Here is a 17546-nt window from a genome sequence, read left to right on the forward strand (position 1 = left end):
TCAATGTCGAAGAATTGTCTGAATCACCATTCTTCGGTGCGCTCTGTTCATCGGCTGCCGGAATGCCCGAAACAGCCGGAGACGTCGCGGGGGCGGTGGCCGCCCCCGTGGCCCCCGCCCCCGCTCGTCCGACCGAGCGTGCCTCCCGGTCACGCCCGTCCGTGCGACGCGCGGCTGCGCCTCGCCACCGAGTCCAGGGCCACCGCCAGTGCGAGCACCAGCCCCGTCACCATGAACCGGAACGAACTGTCGAGGTTCAGCAGCGTCAGGCCGCTGGAGATCGACTGGATCACCAGGATCCCGAGGAGTGCCGCGAACGCGTTGCCGCGCCCGCCGAAGAGGCTCGTGCCGCCGATCACCGCGGCCGCGATGGCGTTGAGGTTGACATCGCCGCCGCCGCTGCTCTGGTTCGCTGCCGCCAGCCGCGCCGCCGCGAGCACGCCGCCGAGCGCGGCGAGCCCCGAGCAGAGCACGAACACCGACATGTAGACCCGGTTCACGTTGATGCCGGCGCGCCGGGCCGCTTCCACGTTGCCGCCCACCGCGTACACCGACCGTCCCCACCCGGTGCGCTTGAGCAGGTAGTGCATCACCACGACGAGCGCCACGAACAGCACGAACATCCAGCCGACCCCGCGACCCCGGTTGAGGTACCAGACCGCCGCCCCGAGCCCGACGAGCACGGCGGCGCTCTCGGCCGCGATGAGCTGCGTGGAGCGCGCCGACAGCCCGGCCCGTCGGCGTTCCCGCGCCAGGAGGAACCGGCTGGCGAACAGTCCTGCCGCCGCGGCCAGCACGAGAACGTAGGACAGCACCTCCGGCACGAAGGCGAGCTGCGCGAAGAACACCAACCCGGAGGTGAAGGGCAGGTTGATCGCACCTGCCGCGCCGAGCAGCCAGAGCTGCGCGCCGAGGAAGCCGAGCAGCCCGGCCAGCGTCGCGACGAAGCTCGGTACCCCGAAGCGCGTGAACATCTGCGAGTAGAGGAACCCGATCGCGCATCCCGCCGCGACCGCGGCGAAGAGCGCGACCCACACGGGCAGGTGCCGGCTCACGTACGTCACGGCGAGGATCGCCGCGGCCAGGCCGCTGACCGAGCCGACCGACAGGTCGATCTGCCCGACGAGGAGGACCGCCACGATGCCGAGGGCGATCACGCCGACCGCGACGCTCTCCATCGCGAGGTTCACGAGGTTGGCCGGCGACAGGAAGATCGGGTTGAGCACCTGGAAGACCGTCCAGATCACGACGAGCCCGGCCACGACGGGCACCACGCCGAGGTCGCCGGACCGGATCCGCTCCAATGCCCCGGCGACGGCGCCACGCACCCCGACGGACCGGCGCAGCCGTTCGTCCTGCCGGTCGAGCGCCTCTTCCGAGGCCGGCGGCGCGGCCTGGGGACCACTGTGGATGTCGGTCACGGCATGCCTCCCGCCTGCGCGGCGGCCCGACGGGTCACGGCGTTGTCCGTGGCCCCGGTGATCGCGGCGATGATCTCCTCGGATGTCACGGAGGCGACGTCGAAGACGCCGTTGTTGCGTCCCAGCCGCAGCACGGCCACGGAGTCGGCCACCGCGCGGACGTCCTCCATGTTGTGGCTGATCATGATCACGCCGAGGCCGCGCTCGCGCAGCCGCTCGATGAGGTTGAGCACCTCGGCGGTCTGCGCGACGCCGAGCGCCGCCGTCGGCTCGTCGAGAATGATGATCTTCGGGTCGCCGAGCAGCGACCGGGCGATCGCCACGGTCTGGCGCTGGCCGCCCGAGAGCGACGCCACCGGCACGCGAACGGTGGGGATCTTCGCCGAGAGCTGGCGCAGGAGCTCCCAGGACCGCGTCTCCATCGTGACCTCGTCGAGGCGTCGACGGCGGAGCTCGCGGCCGAGGAACAGGTTCTCGACGACGTTGAGGTTCTCGCACAGGGCGAGGTCCTGGAACACGGTGGCGATCCCGAGCGCATGGGCCGCCGCCGGGTCGGTGATCCTCACCGGCTCGCCGCCGAACGTGATCGTTCCGGAGTCGGGTGGGTGGACGCCGGCGAGCACCTTCACCAGCGTGGACTTGCCGGCACCGTTGTCGCCCACGACAGCCACCACCTGGCCCGGTGCGACGTCCAGGTCCACATCGGTCAGCGCGGCGACCGCACCGAAGTTCTTGCTGATGCCGCGCAGCGCCAGCGCCGGACCACCGGCCGTCATGCGAGCCCGGCCTGGCTGCAGGCGGTGGCGTACTCGGGGGTGCACAGGTCCGAGGCCTTGATCTCCCCGGAGTCGATCAACACCTCCTTGAGGTTCTCCTTGGTCACCACGGTCGGCGTGAACAGCTCGCTGGGGGTGTTGAACAGGGTGGTCTTGCCGGCCGGGCGCTCACCGTTGACGAACTGGAGCGCCGTGACAGCGGCGGACTCGGCCACGATCTTGATGGGCTTCGAGATGGTGTTGTACTGGTCGCCCGCGATGATCCGCTGCGCGGCGGCGAGCTCGGCGTCGTTGCCCGTCACCGGCGGCACCGAGGCGCCCGCGGCCTTGAACGCGGCGATGGCGCCGCCACCGGTGCCGTCGTTGGCCGCGACGACGCCCACGATCTGCGGGCCGAACTTCGTGATCTGGCCGCTCACCCAGTCCTGCGCCTTGGACGGTTCCCAGTCGGGGGTGTCGAACTCGGCGAGCAGCGGCAGGCCACTGGGGTCGATCGAGGAGTGGATGCCCTTCTTGATCAGGCCCGCTGCCGCGTCGGTCGGCGAGCCGTTGACCTGAAGCAGCCCGCCCTGCACACCGTCGGCCTTGAGCTTGTCCACCAGCGACTTCGCGATCATGGCGCCGATCGCCTCGTTGTCGAACGAGATGTAGTAGTCGGCAGGCACGTCCGGGATCGGGCGGTCGTAGGCGATCACCGGCACACCCTGGGCTCGCGCGGTGGTGACGATGCTCGCTGCCGCCGTCGAGTCCACGGGGTCGAGCACGATCGCCTTGACACCCTGCGCAAGCGCCGAGTTCGCCTGCTGCTGTTGCTGGGCTGCGTCGCTGTTCGCGTTGGCGTAGACGACCTCGCAGCCCGCACACAGCTGCTTGACCTTGGCCTCGAACAACGGCCGGTCGGCCAGTTCGTAGCGCGTGGAGGCGATGTCGGGCATGAGGAACGCGACCTTCGCGTTCTGCGTCTCGCCGCCGCCCGCCGCGGGCGTGCCGCCGCCCTCGTCGACGTCCGCGCACGCGGTGAGACCTGCGGTCACCACGGCCGCTAGGGCGACGGCGAGGGCCTTGCCCAGATGACGACTACGGCGAGCACCACTGCTCATGACCACTCCTCTGCACGGAAACACCACAGGACGGGGAACATCACAGGACGGGGAACATCACGGGACGGGGACGTTGAGGGAGAGCAGCGCAGCGGGGGCCGCGCGGTCGGCGGGCACGGCCACCTCGGTGACGGCACCGTTCTCCAGCCGGGGGAAGACGTGCCGGTAGCGGGCCACAGGCAGGCCGATCAGCGTGCACAGCCCGAGCCGCAGCAGCGTGTTGTGCGCGACCACCAGCACGGTGGATCTGCGCGCGGCGAGAGCACGCAGCGTCTCGGCGGCCCGCTGGGCGGCCGCGGCGGGATGCTCGGCTCCTGGGAAGGGGTGGGCGGCCGGATCGGCGCGGAACCGGGCGGCGACATCCGGATCGAGCTCGTCGAGCGTGTGCCCCTCGGCGACGCCGAAGCCCACCTCGCGAAGGTCGTCGATGATCTCCAGCTCGGTCTCGCAGGCCAGTGCACTCGGGCGGGCCGTCTCGACGGCTCGGCGCAGCGGTGAGGCGACCACGGCGTCGACGCCGCGCTTGCGGGCCCAGGAGGCGAGCCGCTCGGCCTGCAGCACACCCGCGGGGGTGAGGTCGATGTCGCTGTGTCCGCCTGCGTAGCGGTTCTCGGCGTGCCAGACGGTCTGCCCGTGCCGGGCGAGCAGCAGGGTCATCGGACCCGCACGAGGACGTCGGGGTTCGCGCAGTGCAGCGGTGGTCGGCCACGCAGCCATCGGCCGGCCTCGGCCGCCACCATCCGGCTCGCCCGCTCCGCGACCGCGCGGCTGGCCCCGGCGAGGTGCGGGGTCATCACGACGTGCGGGGCCTGGCGCAGCGGATGGTCGGGGGGCAGCGGCTCGACGTCGAACACATCGAGGCCCGCCGCGAACAGGTGCCCGTCGGTCAGCGCCGTGGCGAGCGCGGTGTGGTCAACCAGCGCTCCTCGCGCGCAGTTGACCAGCACGGATCCCGCAGGCATCGCGGCGATGCGCGCGGCGTTCATCAGGCCACGGGTCTCGTCCGTGACGCGCGCGTGCAGCGAGACGACCTGCGACGTCGCGACCAGCTCGGCCAGCTCGACGAGCCGCACCCCGGCCGGCAGGGTGGCCGGATCGGCGTAGGGGTCGGCCACCAGCACGTCGGCACCGAACGCCAACAGGATCCTCGCCACCCGCGAGCCCACCGCCCCGGCTCCGATGAGCCCGACCGTTGCCCCTTCCAGTTCGAGCCCGGTCTCCTCGTAGGCGTAGAGCGAGCTCTCCCAACGCCCCTCGACGACGCCGAGGTGGCTCTGCGGGATGCGGCGCATCGCGGCGAGCACCAGGCCGACGGCGTACTCCGCGGTGGAGGTGGCGTTGCGTCCCGGCGCGAACGTCACCGCGACGCCGTGCTCGGTGGCCGCCTCCAGGTTCGCGTTGACCGGCCCCCCGCGGGACACGGCGAACAGCTCCAGATCGGGGCAGGCCGCGAGGATCCGGCGGGTGAGCGGCGCCATCTGCGTCAGGCACACGCGGACGCCCTGCAGAGCCGTGATCAGCTCGTCCTCGGAGCCGGAGGCCTCGTCCACCTCCGCGACGGGGCCGAAGGGCACGTGTGGCCACGGGAGCTCGAGCTCGCGGACGTCGAACGCTCCTTCGGTGGCCAGGTCCGTCGCCAGCAACCGGTTCAGCACGAACCGGTCGCCGGCGACGAGGGCGCGAGCCCGGGTGGTCATGCGTCGTTCCTCTCGGTGCGTGCCCGCGCGTGGCCGGCGAGCCCTGGGTCGAGCCACCCCCGCTGTTCCAGCGCGTCGACGAACGCGCGGTGCGCGGGAGCGAGGGCGGCGGTACGGGTGAGATCGGGTTCGAGCGTGCGATGCAGGCGCACGATCCGTTTCGCGGCGCCCGCGATGTCCCTGTCGTGGGCGCCGGCGGCGAGCACCGCCATGCCGAGCGCGGCCTCCGCGTCGGCCGGTACCCGGACGGGCACGCCGAGCAGGTCGCAGCGCAGCTGGTTCCACCAGGGGTTGCGGGCGCCGCCGCCGGTGGTGCTCACAGGGCCGGATACGTCGGCACCGGCGTGATGGAGGAGGTCGAAGCAGAGCCGCTCGACGTGCGCCACGCCGTGGCAGACGGCGGCGAACCGGGTGGCCGGGTCCGGGATGTCGAGGCCGAACCCCCGCGCGTCCGGCGCCACGAACGGGAACCGCTCGCCCGTGCCCGCCAGCGGATAACACAGTGGAACGTCGTGGACCCGGGCGGCGGCCGCCGTCAGCCGGTCGAGATCCGTGTCCGGGAACAGCTCGCTGATCACGCCCGCGCCCGTGCTGGACGCACCGCCGGGAAGCCAGAGATCCCCGTGCGGGGCCCGGTGGGAGTAGACGGCGCCGGTCGGGTCGTGCAGAAGCGTTCTGCTCACCCCCTTGAGCGCGAGGGTGGTGCCGAGCACCGCATTCCACTCGCCGGGCTCCAGCGCGCCCGCACCGAGCTGGGCGGCACATCCGTCCGTCATTCCCGCGACCACCGGGGTGCCGGGCGGGAGTCCGGTCCGCTCGGCGGCCGCGGTACCGACGGTCCCGAGCAACGAGCCCGCCCGCTGCACGGGCGGCAGCACGGCGGGGTCGAGGTGCAGCCGGGCGAGCACGTCGAGGGGCCAGCACTCGTCGAGCAGGTCGTACCCGGTCTTGAGCGCGTGGCTCGAGTCGGCGGCCACAGGACGGCCGACCAGCCGGGTGGTGATCACGTCGGGCTGGTGGGCCAGGCGGGCGCCGTCACGCAGCAGGCCGTGGTCCCGCCACCACAGCAGCTTCGGCAGCGCCCAGGCGGGCTGCATCCGGTAGGCCAGGCGGCCCCAGAGGTCCGAACCGGCGTCCTGGGCCTCGTCGGCCAGGTCGCCTGCGCGGATGTCGTCGTACATGAGGCCGGGCGTGCGGGGGGTGCCGTCGGGTCCGGTGAGCAGCACGGTCCCGGACGTGGCGCAGACGGCCAGTCCGCCGATCGCGCGCGTGTCCGCCGTGGCGGCGATCGCGGCCGTTACCTCGGCCAGCGCGGCGGATGTGGCGGACCACCACTGTTCAGGATCCTGCTCGTGGCGTGGACCGGCACGGTGGCTGGTGAGCGGCCGCGACGCGGCGGCCAGCGGGGTGCCGTCGTCGGCGACGGCGAGCGCCCGGACGCTCTGCGTGCCGAGGTCCACGCCGATCCAGGCGAGATCCTCAGACATGCAGCGCACCCGGGCGGGCCGCGCGCCAGTGCGCCCATCGCTGTGCGGCGAGGGCCCGGGTGGCGAGGAACTCGGCGTGCTCGGCGTCGTGCAGATCCTGGACGGTCTTGTCCGGAACGAACCGATGCCGCTCGCGCACCAGCGCCGCCGCGGCCGCGGACACGTCCGCATGGTCGCCGAGCGCGGCGAGCGCCGTGAGCAGCGCGCCTTTCGCACCGGTCTCGGTGTCCTCGGTGCACACGGCTTCGACGCCGGTGATGTCGGCGATGAGCTGGCACCACAGTGGACTCGCTGTGCCGCCGCCGCAGAGTCGCAGGTCGGTGGGCGCAGCGGATTCGGTAGGCCCTGCGCTGCCGCTGCGGACGGCGGTGAGGCAGTCCCGGATCACGTGGGCGAGGCCTTCCAGCACCGCCCGTGCGACGTGCTCCCGGCCGTGCGCGAACGTCGCACCGGTGAGCAGGCCGCTCGCCGCGGCGTCGAGGAACGGGGCGCGCTCGCCCGCGGGGGAGAGGTAGGGCAGCATGCGCAGCCCGTCGGCACCCGGGGGTGCCTGCGCGGCGAGGTCGGACAGCGCTGCGGGGCCAGGCAGGCCGAGCAGCGCGACGGCCCAGTCGATCACGCCGGTGCCGGCGAGCGTCGGAAAGACACGTAGCAGCCGCTGCGGACGGCCGAGTGCGAGCGTGAGGCCGCTCGGCTCGACTGCGGTGTCGGCCCGTTCGATCACCGACTCGGTGCAGAGCGTCGTGCCGAGCACGCTCGTGGCCTGGCCGGGATCGGTGGCTCCGCTGCCCACCGCGGTGGCGACGACGTCGAAGGGTGCGATCACGACAGGCGTGCCCGCGGGGATCCCGAGCTGAGCGGCGGCGTCGGCGCTGAGCGGGTGCACGCGGTCGGAGTCGGGGATGAGCGGAGGGAGCAGATCGCGCCGGTGCTCCAACCCGTAGAGCGCGACGAGCGCGTCGGAGTAGGTGCCGCGCCCGATGTCGAGCCACGGCGCTGACGCCTCGGACGTGTCGATCCCGAGCACGCCGGTCAGCCGCAGGAGGAGCCAGCTGCCGCAGGTCAGCACGGCCGCTGCCCGGTCCAGGACGTCCGGCTCCTCGACGTCGAGGACGCGGAGCACGGCATTGGGGAGCCCCGCGTTGGTCAGCGAGGCGTTGGTGTGGAAGGCCTCGTCGAGCACGCCCTCGTTGCGCCAGCCTGCGACGATGTCGGCTGCGCGGCCGTCGTTCCAGAGTACGGCGGGCCGGACAGGGCTCCCCGCCGCGTCCACCAGCCACGCGCCGTCGCCCTGGGCGGTGAGGGCGATCAGCCGGACAGGGCGCGCCACTTGCTGCACGGCTTCGCGCACCGTGGCGACCACGGCGTCCCATACCTCGCCCATGTCCTGTTCGGAGCGTTCGCGCGTGGGATGAGCCACGGCCGTGCCGCGGCGGGTGACGGCGAGCTCGCGGCCGTCGGCATCGAAGACGACCGCCTTGATCACGGTGGTGCCGGCGTCCACGCAGACCGCCACGGCGTCCGAGGTCATCGATGGTTCCTCCGTTCCCCCGCTCGGGTGCGGGGCAACGATCAGTAGACCGGCGATGGCCTCAACTTCGCAATATTTAACATCCGATGATCGAGTGCCGTCGATAATATGCAGCTCAGAGGGGTATCGAGACCTTGATCAGGGCCCGAACTTCACATCCGATCCCATCTAAGGGAGCGCGACGATGTCGATCCGTGCCCCGCGGGCGCGCAGGCCCGACACCACGGCGGGGGACGTCGCGCTGTCGACGAGCACGCGGTCGAGCGTGGAGAGCTCGACGAGCCGGTGCAGGGCACGCTTCGTGAACTTCGTGTGGTCGACGAGCGCAACGGTGCGGGCCGCGCTCGCGATGAGTGCCCGGCGGGTGATCACGGTGTCCTGTGACTGGATGTAGCAGACGCCGTCGGTGACCGCGGTGGTGGACATGACGAGGAGGTCGGTGCGCAGGTCGGCGGCCGCCTCGGCCGTGGCCTGGCCCAGGAACGAGTCGTACGCCGGGTCGTAGCGACCGCCCAGCCCGATGATCTCGACACCTGCCCGGCCCGCGAGCGCACGGACGACGGGCAGGAAGTGGGTGACCACCGTGAGCGGTGCCTTCTCCGGCAGGAGCCGGGCCAGTGCTAGTGCGGTGGTGCTGTCGTCGAGCGCCACGACCTGCCCCGCGTAGACCTCATCGGCGAGGGCCGCGACGGCCAGTGCCTGCTTCTCGACCTGTTCGGCCTGCATGCGGTGCGGCAGGTCGCCGTGGAAGGTGGCGGTGGGTGCGCTCGTGGCGCCGCCGCGCACCTTGCGCAGGAAACCGCGCTCCTCGAGCTCGTCGAGATCGCGGTGAACGGTCATGATGCTCACGCCGAACTCGCCCGCGAGCACGTCCACGCGTACGAAGCCCGACTCGGCCACCCGCCGCCGTACCGCCTCACGCCGCATCTCGGGACTCGTGCGGGCACCGGCGGCCAGGTACGGGTCGGGCATCGCGTCGGACACCCGCCCAGCCTTCCATCGCGGGGTGGGACGCCGGCACGGTGCTACGCGATCACGGCGTGCAGTGCGTCGGGCACCGTCAACCGGGCCGGCGTCTCGCCTCGCCCGATTTCGAGAGCGCAATGCGTCCGTGATGGACGATTCATCCCGGTTTCTCGGCTGGAATGGTACCGATTGACTCTCGGCGAATTCGGGGCATCCCGTGCGGTCGCATCCCGGCGTCCTGAGATGCTGACAGAAAGTCACCAGCTCAGCGTGGATCGGTGTCAGGCTTATCGGTGGAGGCTCGATTGTCCGGATCCATCCCGCCCGCACCCTTTTTTCTCACCACCGATGTCGATGAGCGTCATCGGCTGTACCGGGCGCTCAGCAGGTCCGGCCCGGTGCACCGGGTCGTGCTGCCCCACGGTGAATGGGCCTGGCTCGTCGTCCGCTACGAGCAGGCGCGCGCCGCGCTCACCGATCCGCGGCTTGCCAAGGCCGGACCGCCCTTCGCCGCCGAGCTGGATCCGGCCCTGCGCTCCGCCATCAACAGCAACATGCTCAACGTCGATCTGCCCGAGCACGGCCGGCTGCGGCGGCTCGTGGCCGCCGCGTTCACCCGGCGGCGGGTGGAACGGCTCGCTCCGCGCATCCGGCAGCTGACCGACGAACTGCTGGATCCGCTCGTGGCGCGGGCGGCCGATTCCTCGTTCGATCTCGTCGCGGAGTTCGCCTATCCACTGCCGGTCGCGGTGATCTGTGAGTTGCTCGGCGTGCCGGAGAGCGGCAGGGAGAAATTCCGTGAGTGGTCGTTCGCCGACGTCAACGCGTCCGTGATCGGGGTCGAGGCGTACGCCGAGGCGGCCACGGCGTTCGTCGAGTACCTGCGCGACCTGATCGCGCTCAAGCGCCGGGAGCCCGCAGACGATCTGACATCGGCCCTGGTCGGGGCCCGTGACGGCAGCGACCAGCTGACCGAGGACGAGCTCACCTCGATGATCTACCTGCTGCTGGTGGCCGGGCACGAGACCACGGTCAACCTCATCGCCAACGGCGTGTACACGCTGCTGCGCAGGCCGGGGGCGTGGGCGTTGCTGGGCGCGGAACCGGAACGTGTGCCCAGCGCGGTAGAAGAGCTGCTGCGCATCGACGGGCCGGTGCAGACCAGCACGCTGCGGACCGCCGTGGAGACCTTCGAGTTCGCCGGTGTCACGATCAAGGAGGGCGATACCGTGCTGGTGGGATTGCTGGCGGCCAACCGCGACACCACCACCCGGCCCGACGCGGAGGATCTCGACCTGACCCGCTCTCCCAACCAGCACGTCGCGTTCGGTCACGGCATCCATCTCTGCCTCGGGGCGCCGCTGGCGCGGTTGGAGGCGCAGACGGCATTCACCGGCCTGCTCACCCGGTTCCCGCGCCTGCGGCCGGCCGTGCCACCGCGCGAGATCGTGGCCGAGCCGGGCCTGCTGATGAACGCGTTGCACGCGCTTCCGGTCACGGCCCGGCCGGCGTGATCACAATGATTTCCGGGGCGGGTCCGAAATCACTGACGTCGACCGATGTACAGCGAAGCGGAATTCGCTGAATCGGCAGAAGCTCGGTCCCGAACGGGAGTCACATCGATGCGCTGTGTCGGCCCCGCCTCCGTTCCGTCTCCGCGAGCCGGTCCCGCAGGCGCGTGAGCGTGGCGAGCGCCTGTGTTCGGTCGCCGTCGCCGACGTGGTCGTGCGCCTGCCAGAGGAGCTCGAGCCACTCGGAGGCATCCGTGTCGCCCGCCTGGGCCGCCATGTCGGCGAGGGTCCAGAGCGCGTCGATCTCCGACTCCCGGTAGGCCAGCTGATCGGGCCGCGGCGAGACCTCGACCTGGTGGATGACCAGGGCGACCGTGTCGACGTCCAGCGTCTCCACGTCCACGATGTGCCACGGGTCGGCCCCGTTCGTCTCCCCGTTGGTCATCGATCGGACGCTCATCCGCTCGATGCCGGCGTCACGCGCCCGGGCGTCAGCTCGGACATGTGCTCCGCGAGCACGTCCTCGAACTCGGCGTGCTGCGACACCACGTCGTAGCCCCGGGTACGGAACGCCCACGCCTGCTTGGCGAGGGCAGGCTCCACCCCGTCGGCGAGGTCCCTGGCCATCTTGATCAGGCGGCGGCGCATCGCGATGATCGCGATGTCGCTCGTCCCGAGGTGTTCCTTGCTGCGGTCGAGCACCGGTTCCATCGTCTCGGTCATCGCCCGGTCCTCCTCGGGCGGCGTCCCGAGGATTCCGCTGAACCGCTTGGTCCGCTGCACGTGCCTGTCGATCTTGAAGTCGTTGTCGCGGTTGAGCGGGGACCGGCGCGTGTCGATCACGTACCCGTCGGCGAGCTCCCACGGATGCAGCGGCTGTCCGTTGTTCCGCCCGTTCGCGATGGCCTCCTCTGCCGAGAGCGCACGGTGCGGGTGCCAGACGAAGGAGAACGACATCGAGTTGTGGTCGTCGATCGGGACGACGATGCGCCCGGGGCGCTCGGCCGACCCCGGTGTCTCCGACGTGGACGGCACGAGCCAGTGTGAGAACCGCCAGTAGTAGTCGTCCTCACCACCGACTCGCCGGCCGCCGTAGACGAAGCCGTAGTCGGTGCTCTTCACCGTCAGGGACGGCGACCGGTCCTTGGTGACGTACTCGGTGAAGTTCTCGACGAACCGCGCCCACTTGAGCGTGGTGCCCGGATTGAGCGTGCGGTGCAGGAAGGACACGTGCGCCGTGTCGATGTCGCCCTCGAGGGTCTGCAACCAGTTGCACTCGACGAGGCTCGCGCTGATCACGCGTTGGTTCGCCGGAACCTCGGCCCACTCGTACTCCGGGAACTCCGGCTGCTTGTCCGGGGGGCCCATGTAGGCCCACACGAGCCCGCCGCGCTCCTGCGTGGGATATCCCGGGGCGCGCACCTTGTCCTTGAAGTTCGACCGGGCCGGTTCCGACGGGATGTGCAGGCAGCGGCCCGTCACGTCGAACTTCCAGCCGTGGTAGATGCACCGCAGGCCGCCCTCCTCGTTGCGGGCGTAGAACAGGTTGGCCCGCCGGTGGGGGCAGTAGGCCGACAGGACGCCGACCTTCCCGTCGGTGTCGCGGAACGCGACCAGATCTTCACCGAGGATCCGGAGCCGGACCGGAGCGCCGTCGGGATCCTCCATGTCCTCGCTCGCCACGACCGGGAGCCAGAAGCGCCGGAACAGCTCGCCCATCGGGGTCCCCGGCCCGACCTCCGTGATCAGCTTGTTGTCCTCAGGCCGAAGCATGTGCGCGTCCTCCCGTGCAGGTGGCCGGTGTCATCGGGACCGCCCGAAGACGGTCTGGAACTGTTCGAGGTACTTCTGCTGACGCTCCAGCTCGGTGTAGTCGACCGGGCGGGGCGGGGTGACGGCGTCGAGCTCGTCGAGTGGGGGGAAGCCGGGCGGGCCGGGCACGCCGTCGCGTACCGGGTATTCGTTGCCCTCCTGGGAGAGGCAGGTCTGCCCCTCCTCGCTGAGCAGCCAGCTCTCCAGCAACCGGGCCGCGTTGGGGTGCGGGGCGTTCGTGATGACGCCGATGAAATGGCCGGTGACCGGCGATGCGCCCGCCACGGGGAACACCCACTTCAGGCTGGAGCCCTCTGCGAGAGGCGGTCCCGTCATCTGGTCCAGGCCGCCCATCATCACCGCGTACTCGCCGCTGCGGAGCGCCTCGATGGCGGGCTGAACGCCCTGGATCAGCGCGGGCTCGTTGGCGGCGTAGCGCTCCAGCCACGCGTCGTCGGTGGCGCCGCCGGTCTGCAGGAGCTCCTGCAGGATGCTGAGTCCGGCCCCGGGGCCGGTCGGGTCCGGCATCACGATCTTGCCCTTGAGCCGGGGGTCGGCCAGGTCGGTCCAGCTCTTCGGAGCTTCCTCCGGGGAGAGCTGGGCCGTGTTGTAGGCGATCCCGGCCACGCGCTTGGAGTCGACGACGAACCCATGGTCCGGGCCCCACGCCTCCTCCGGGATGCCGTCGACGTCCGCGGGTGTGAACGGCGTCAGGATCCCGCTCTTGGTGAGGGCGAGCATCGTCGTGGAGCCGGTGCGGAGAACGTCGCCGACGTTCTGACCGCTCACGTGCTCCTGCTCGAGCCGGGCCTGGGTCTCCCCGACCATGTACTGCGACTCCACGGTGATGCCCGGGAAGCGCTCCGAGAACCGGTCGTAGCAGGCGTTGCCCTTGATCCCGTAGACGACGACCTTGTCCTCACCCGCTGCCTGCGCCGCGGCGTACAACTCCTGGACCGGCGCTCCGACCGCCGATTGCCCGCCGCCCCCTCCCGTGTCTCCTCCTGATCCGCACGCCGCGAGCAGGAGGCCGACGGCCCCCGCCACGGCTGCCGAGAACCAGCGGGATCGTCGTCGTCCCAGCTTCGTCGCTGCCGACTTCATCGCCGTCTCCTCCGTCGCGCCTTCTCTTCGCCACGAGCTCCGCTCAGGCGCCGATCTCCACGAGCTCCTCTGGCCGGATGCTGAGGTCCACCTGGTCACCGCTGACCGGGACCGTGCCCTGGGTGGCGGCCCGGACGTCCGCGTCGCGGATCCGTGCAAGCAGCCCGACCTCGCCCGCCTGCACCTGGATCTCGAGGTCCTCTCCGAGGTAGGTCACCGTCGTGACCTGGGCGCGGAACGACTGTCCGGGCTCAGGTGCCGCCGGCGCGAGGCGGAACGCACCGGCCCGCGCCGCGAGCTCCACGATGCTGCCGGGCGGGCGCACGCTGGTGGTCGCGCACCGGACGAGGGGGCCGTCGCCGCCGAGCCGAACCAGCGCGCCGTCCCGGTCCGAGGCGACCACCTCTGCCTTCAGGAGGTTGTCGAACCCGATGAAGTCGGCCACGAACCGGTTGGCCGGGCAGGTGTAGATCTCCCGCGGAGTGCCGATCTGCTGGACGACACCGGCCTGCATCACCGCGATGCGGTCGGAGAGCGCCATGGCCTCGGTGCGGTCGTGCGTGACGTAGATCGACGTCGAGCCGAGCGCGTCGTGCAGCCTCCGCACCTCACGGCGCATCTGGGACCTCAGCAGGCTGTCCAGGTTGGACAGCGGCTCGTCGTAGAGCACCACCTGGGGGCGGTTGACCAGCGCACGTGCGAGCGCGACGCGCTGTTGCTGCCCGCCGCTGAGCTTGCTCGGCAGCCGCTCGCCGTACTCGGCGAGCCCGACCACGTCGAGCATCTCGGCGACCCGAGCCGCCACCGCGGTGCCGTCCAGGCGCGCCCGCCGCAAGGGATAGGCGACGTTGCCGAAAGTGGTCATGTGGGGCCACAGGGCATAGCTCTGGAAGACCATTCCCATGTTCCGTTTCTCCGGCGGCACGAACACACCGCGGGACACCATGGGCTCGCCGTCGAAGTGGATCTCCCCGCTCGTCGGCCGCTCGAGGCCCGCCACGCAGCGCAGGGTCGTGGTCTTCCCGCAGCCGCTCGGCCCCAGGAGGCTGAGGAACTCGCCGTCCTGGACGGTGAGGTCGAGGTCGTCGACGGCGGCAGCGCCGCTGTCGAACCGCTTGGTGAGTCCGGCGATGTCGATCTGCGCCACAGCTAGTCTCCTTCGGCCGCCGTGCGGATGGGCACCGCAGGCGACGGCTCCCGGGCCGGCGCAGCGGTCGGAACGGACCCGGCGAGCGGGGACGGTTCGGCTGTCGGGGCAGCGCGCGTCGCCGGTGCCGGCCGCGCGCGGAGCACGCGGGTGCCGACCGCGCGCACCGCGAGCGCGAGGACCAGCACCGCCGCCATCGCCGCCAGCATGAGCGTGAAGACGGCGGCCGCTTCGGACGAGCGGCCGGACTCGGTCATCTCCAGCAGCACGACCGGGACCGTCTGGCTGCCCGGTCCGGAGAGGAGCACCGGAACCGCCAGCTCGCCGGCCATCACCACACCACAGATCAGCCACCCCGCCAGCAGGCTCGGCAGGATCAGGCGCAGGACCACCCCGATCACGGCGCGCAGCCGGCCTGCGCCGTGCACGCGCGCGGCTTCTTCGAGCTGCCTGTGCACCTGCGCGATCGCCGCGTTGGCCAGCCGTACGGCCACCGGCGTGGCCACGACGATGAGGCCGAGCATGACCAGCCAGATCGAGGCGAAGAGCGTGCGCAGCCCGGGGACCGAGAGATACGCCCAGAGCATCCCGAGGCCGAGCACGACACCCGGGACGGCCCATGGCAGCCACGTCGCGCCCTCCAGCACCCACCGCAGCTTCGACGTGCCGCGCTGGACGATGTAGGCGATGAGCGTGGCCAGCGCGACCGCGAGGAACCCGCCGACGACCACGACGAACGCCGTGTTCCGCAGCGCGGAGATGACCCCGGGCTCGCCGAGGACCGTGCGGTAGTGATCGAGGGTGAGCCCGGAGGACAGCACACCGAACACGGACTGGACGGAGCCGAGCACCAGCTGCACCAGCGGGAAGGCCAGGGCCAGGAGCGCGAAGGCGACGACGGCCGCGGTGCAGAGGTACTTGCGAGGCCCGAGGTCGAGGAGCTCGATGCGCTGGCCCTTGCCGCCGAGCGTGGTGAAGTCCCGCCTGCCGAGGAAGCGCCACATCAGGACGACCAGGACGACCATGATGGCCATGACCAGCACGGACAGGGCGCTCGCCTGGGCGTACGCGGGAGGGAAGTGGTTGCGCAGGTAGTCGTAGATCTGGGTCGAGAAGACCTCGATACCGGCCGGCGCTCCCAGCAGGAGCGGCACGTCGAACGACTCCAGCCCACGCACGAACCCCATGAGCGCGAGCGCGAGGAGCACCGGCGCGAGCACCGGCAGCTCGATGCGGAAGAACGTCGCCGTCCTGCTCACGCCCGCCATCAGGGAGGCCTCCCGGAGCGCCGGGTCCAGCGTGCGGAAGACGCCGAGCATGAGCATGTAGTTGATCGCCGTGATCTTGAGGACGGCGACGGCCACGATTCCGGGCCAGGACCGCACGTCGAGCGGGCCCTCCTCGACGGGCACGACCAGCCTCAGGATCTGGTTGAGCAGGCCGGTGCTCGAGTTGCCGAGCATGGCCCAGCTGATCCCGAAGAACAGGAACGGCAGCGTGATCAGCGTGATCATCATCGGCGTCACGAACCGGCGTCCCGGCGTGTTCGTCTGAGTGACCACCCAGGCGAAGAAGACGGCGAGGACCAGCGAGATCACCATCACCGAGAACGAGTAGGCCGTCGAGTTCCAGAGCAGCTCGTACGTGGCGGGTTCGGTGTAGGCGTCGACGAAGCCCTGAAACGACCACTCGCCGGGGAAACCGGGGGAGGAGGTCCGGAATGCGCCGACCACGACCATGACGGCCGGGTAGACGAAGAGAACGAGGATCACGAGACCCAGTGCGGCCGCCCCGAGGAAGGCCAGCGGCCGCGCACCGCGGCGGCGCAGCGACGCAGGCAACGCGGACTTGCGGGCACGGCTCGGCGGTCTGGTGGTCACTGGTGTTCCACCCGGCATGCGGTTCCTCCACATCGAGGCGCGGCGCGGATCGTGCGGATCCGGCGTTGCGGGATGAAGGAAACGTATGCGCAGGCGGAACAGTCCAGGGTGGATCGGACCCTGTTTTCCGCTGGCGCGAATAAGTCGGGTTTCGGGCCCTCTCAGCCGGCGTACGCGTCCCGACGGGCGGAGGGCGTCACAGCGAACCCGCGTCGGCCAGCAGGTCCTCGCCGATCCGGGAGACGGCTTCCTGGAGCGGGTCGAGCAGCGCGCGGGTGGGCACGGCGCCGATACGTGCGGTGGGAGCGGACACGGCGACCGCCGCGAGGGCCGTACCGTCGGGGCGCCGGACCGGCATGGCGACGGCGGTGATTCCGTCCTCGGACTCGCCGACGTTGGTGGCGTAGCCCAGCTCGCGCACCATCTCCAGTTCGTCGCTGAGCTCGTTGAGTGTGGCGATGCTCCGCCGGGTCATCGGCAGCAGCCGGTGGCCGGCGAACAGGGCCCGCAGCTTCCGTGGAGGCAGCTCGGCCAGCAGGGCCTTTCCTCCCGAGACGGTGTGACACGGCAGGACCGTGCCCACCCGAACGATGGTGCGGAGTGGACGCGCCCCGCGGACGCCGCTGATGAATCGGCAGAACAGTCCGTCGAGCACGATCAAGGTGATCGTTTCCTCGACGGATTCCGAGAGCCGTCTGAGGTGCGGGCGCAACCGGAAGGAAAGATCGTCTGCGGGCTGGGCCGCGGTGGTGAGGGCCCAGAAGGCCGGACCGGTCCGATAGGTCCGCGTGTTCACGTCCGCCGTGACGAACCCGCGGTGGGCGAGCGTCGACAGCAGTCGGTGGGCGGTGGACGGGGCGACGCCGAGCTCGCGGCTGACGTCGGTGACCCGGAGCTGCCGCTGTTCCGGCAGCAGCGCGAGCAGGCGCAGGGCCCGGTCCACCGACTCGAGCGCGTACGGCGGCAGCGCGGCGGATTCGGGTGCGGCGAGTTGCTCGTGCGTGGCGCGAGACGCCGTTCGCGAGCGGGGTGGGTGATCGAAGGGATCGTGAGCCGTAGTTGCCCGAGGCGGTTCCGTCGCGGTCATCGCTCCTCCTTGAGCAGCACCACACGG

At 71.1% G+C, this 17546-nt stretch carries 15 protein-coding genes; 1 reads left to right on the plus strand and 14 read right to left on the minus strand.

All coding sequences use genetic code 11. The features are described 5' to 3' along the window. Positions 1 to 149: 149 nt before the first annotated feature. The 8 genes from ACQPZQ_RS20975 to ACQPZQ_RS21010 all read right to left on the minus strand — a co-directional run bounded on the left by ACQPZQ_RS20975 (position 150) and on the right by ACQPZQ_RS21010 (position 8996). Positions 150 to 1421, minus strand: coding sequence for a sugar ABC transporter permease (locus tag ACQPZQ_RS20975; protein WP_433298419.1), 1272 nt, complete (start codon positions 1419 to 1421; stop codon positions 150 to 152). Continuing rightward, on the minus strand, positions 1418 to 2197 hold the full coding sequence (locus tag ACQPZQ_RS20980) for an ATP-binding cassette domain-containing protein (RefSeq protein ID WP_433298421.1): 780 nt from the start codon (positions 2195 to 2197) through the stop codon (positions 1418 to 1420). Before ACQPZQ_RS20980 ends, ACQPZQ_RS20975 begins: the two co-directional genes overlap by 4 nt. Then, positions 2194 to 3297, minus strand: coding sequence for a substrate-binding domain-containing protein (locus ACQPZQ_RS20985; RefSeq protein ID WP_433298422.1), 1104 nt, complete (start codon positions 3295 to 3297; stop codon positions 2194 to 2196). Before ACQPZQ_RS20985 ends, ACQPZQ_RS20980 begins: the two co-directional genes overlap by 4 nt. A gap of 57 nt (positions 3298 to 3354) precedes the next feature. Beyond that, a complete protein-coding gene (locus ACQPZQ_RS20990; RefSeq protein ID WP_433298423.1) occupies positions 3355 to 3954 on the minus strand; it encodes a histidine phosphatase family protein in 600 nt (199 codons plus the stop codon). After that, entirely contained in the window at positions 3951 to 4994 is a 1044-nt protein-coding gene (locus ACQPZQ_RS20995) for a 2-hydroxyacid dehydrogenase (protein ID WP_433298425.1), read from the minus strand. Before ACQPZQ_RS20995 ends, ACQPZQ_RS20990 begins: the two co-directional genes overlap by 4 nt. Next, positions 4991 to 6481: an FGGY-family carbohydrate kinase gene (locus ACQPZQ_RS21000; protein ID WP_433298427.1), complete on the minus strand. Its 1491-nt coding sequence runs from the start codon at positions 6479 to 6481 to the stop codon at positions 4991 to 4993. The genes ACQPZQ_RS20995 and ACQPZQ_RS21000 overlap by 4 nt, the downstream gene beginning before the upstream one ends. Further along, entirely contained in the window at positions 6474 to 8012 is a 1539-nt protein-coding gene (locus tag ACQPZQ_RS21005) for an FGGY family carbohydrate kinase (protein WP_433298429.1), read from the minus strand. Before ACQPZQ_RS21005 ends, ACQPZQ_RS21000 begins: the two co-directional genes overlap by 8 nt. A gap of 168 nt (positions 8013 to 8180) precedes the next feature. Further along, on the minus strand, positions 8181 to 8996 hold the full coding sequence (locus ACQPZQ_RS21010; protein ID WP_433298431.1) for a DeoR/GlpR family DNA-binding transcription regulator: 816 nt from the start codon (positions 8994 to 8996) through the stop codon (positions 8181 to 8183). A 287-nt stretch (positions 8997 to 9283) separates the two neighbouring features. Here ACQPZQ_RS21010 and ACQPZQ_RS21015 point away from each other — a divergent pair, with 287 nt between their 5' ends. After that, on the plus strand, positions 9284 to 10492 hold the full coding sequence (locus ACQPZQ_RS21015) for a cytochrome P450 family protein (RefSeq protein ID WP_433298433.1): 1209 nt from the start codon (positions 9284 to 9286) through the stop codon (positions 10490 to 10492). Between the two features lie 100 nt (positions 10493 to 10592). Here ACQPZQ_RS21015 and ACQPZQ_RS21020 read toward each other — a convergent pair whose 3' ends face one another. The 6 genes from ACQPZQ_RS21020 to ACQPZQ_RS21045 form a co-directional block, all read right to left on the minus strand. Then, complete coding sequence (locus ACQPZQ_RS21020; RefSeq protein ID WP_433298435.1) at positions 10593 to 10934, minus strand: hypothetical protein; 342 nt, start codon at positions 10932 to 10934, stop codon at positions 10593 to 10595. A gap of 11 nt (positions 10935 to 10945) precedes the next feature. After that, positions 10946 to 12262: a Rieske 2Fe-2S domain-containing protein gene (locus tag ACQPZQ_RS21025; RefSeq protein WP_433298437.1), complete on the minus strand. Its 1317-nt coding sequence runs from the start codon at positions 12260 to 12262 to the stop codon at positions 10946 to 10948. Positions 12263 to 12292: 30 nt separating this feature from the next. Continuing rightward, positions 12293 to 13405, minus strand: a complete 1113-nt coding sequence (locus ACQPZQ_RS21030) for an ABC transporter substrate-binding protein (RefSeq protein WP_433298439.1) — start codon at positions 13403 to 13405, stop codon at positions 12293 to 12295. Positions 13406 to 13448: 43 nt separating this feature from the next. After that, positions 13449 to 14552, minus strand: coding sequence for an ABC transporter ATP-binding protein (locus ACQPZQ_RS21035; protein ID WP_433298441.1), 1104 nt, complete (start codon positions 14550 to 14552; stop codon positions 13449 to 13451). Between the two features lie 2 nt (positions 14553 to 14554). Continuing rightward, a complete protein-coding gene (locus ACQPZQ_RS21040; RefSeq protein ID WP_433298443.1) occupies positions 14555 to 16432 on the minus strand; it encodes an ABC transporter permease in 1878 nt (625 codons plus the stop codon). Positions 16433 to 16628: 196 nt separating this feature from the next. Next, positions 16629 to 17519 carry an IclR family transcriptional regulator gene (locus tag ACQPZQ_RS21045; protein WP_433298445.1) on the minus strand — a complete coding sequence of 297 codons (891 nt, stop codon included), beginning with the start codon at positions 17517 to 17519 and terminating at the stop codon, positions 16629 to 16631. Positions 17520 to 17546: the final 27 nt, after the last annotated feature.

The sequence above is a fragment of the Pseudonocardia sp. CA-142604 genome (assembly GCF_050948475.1).
Taxonomy (GTDB): domain Bacteria; phylum Actinomycetota; class Actinomycetes; order Mycobacteriales; family Pseudonocardiaceae; genus Pseudonocardia; species Pseudonocardia alaniniphila.